Annotated in this window: 1 protein-coding gene; it reads left to right on the forward strand. The window is 67.6% G+C overall.

All coding sequences use genetic code 11. From position 1 onward, the window contains the following. Positions 1-83: 83 nt before the first annotated feature. A partial coding sequence (locus LCE31_RS40220; RefSeq protein ID WP_225023286.1) for a WD40 repeat domain-containing protein occupies positions 84-216 on the forward strand: 133 nt, incomplete at its 3' end.

Genomic DNA, 216 nt, shown 5'->3' on the forward strand with positions numbered 1-216 from the left:
ACGACGACGGCACGGTGAGGCTGTGGAATCCGGGGACCCGTAAACCCGTCGGTGACCCCCTTCCCTCTGGTGGGGCCGGCCCCGTGTTGGGGTTGGCGTTTAGTCGTGATGGGTCTCTCCTTGCCACCGGCAACAAAGACGGCACGGTGAGGCTGTGGAATCCGGTGACCCGTAAACCCGTCGGTGGCCCCCTTCCCTCTGGTGGGGCCGGCCCCG

The sequence above is a fragment of the Streptomyces sp. 8L genome, assembly GCF_020176795.1.
In the GTDB taxonomy this organism is placed as follows: Bacteria; Actinomycetota; Actinomycetes; order Streptomycetales; family Streptomycetaceae; genus Streptomyces.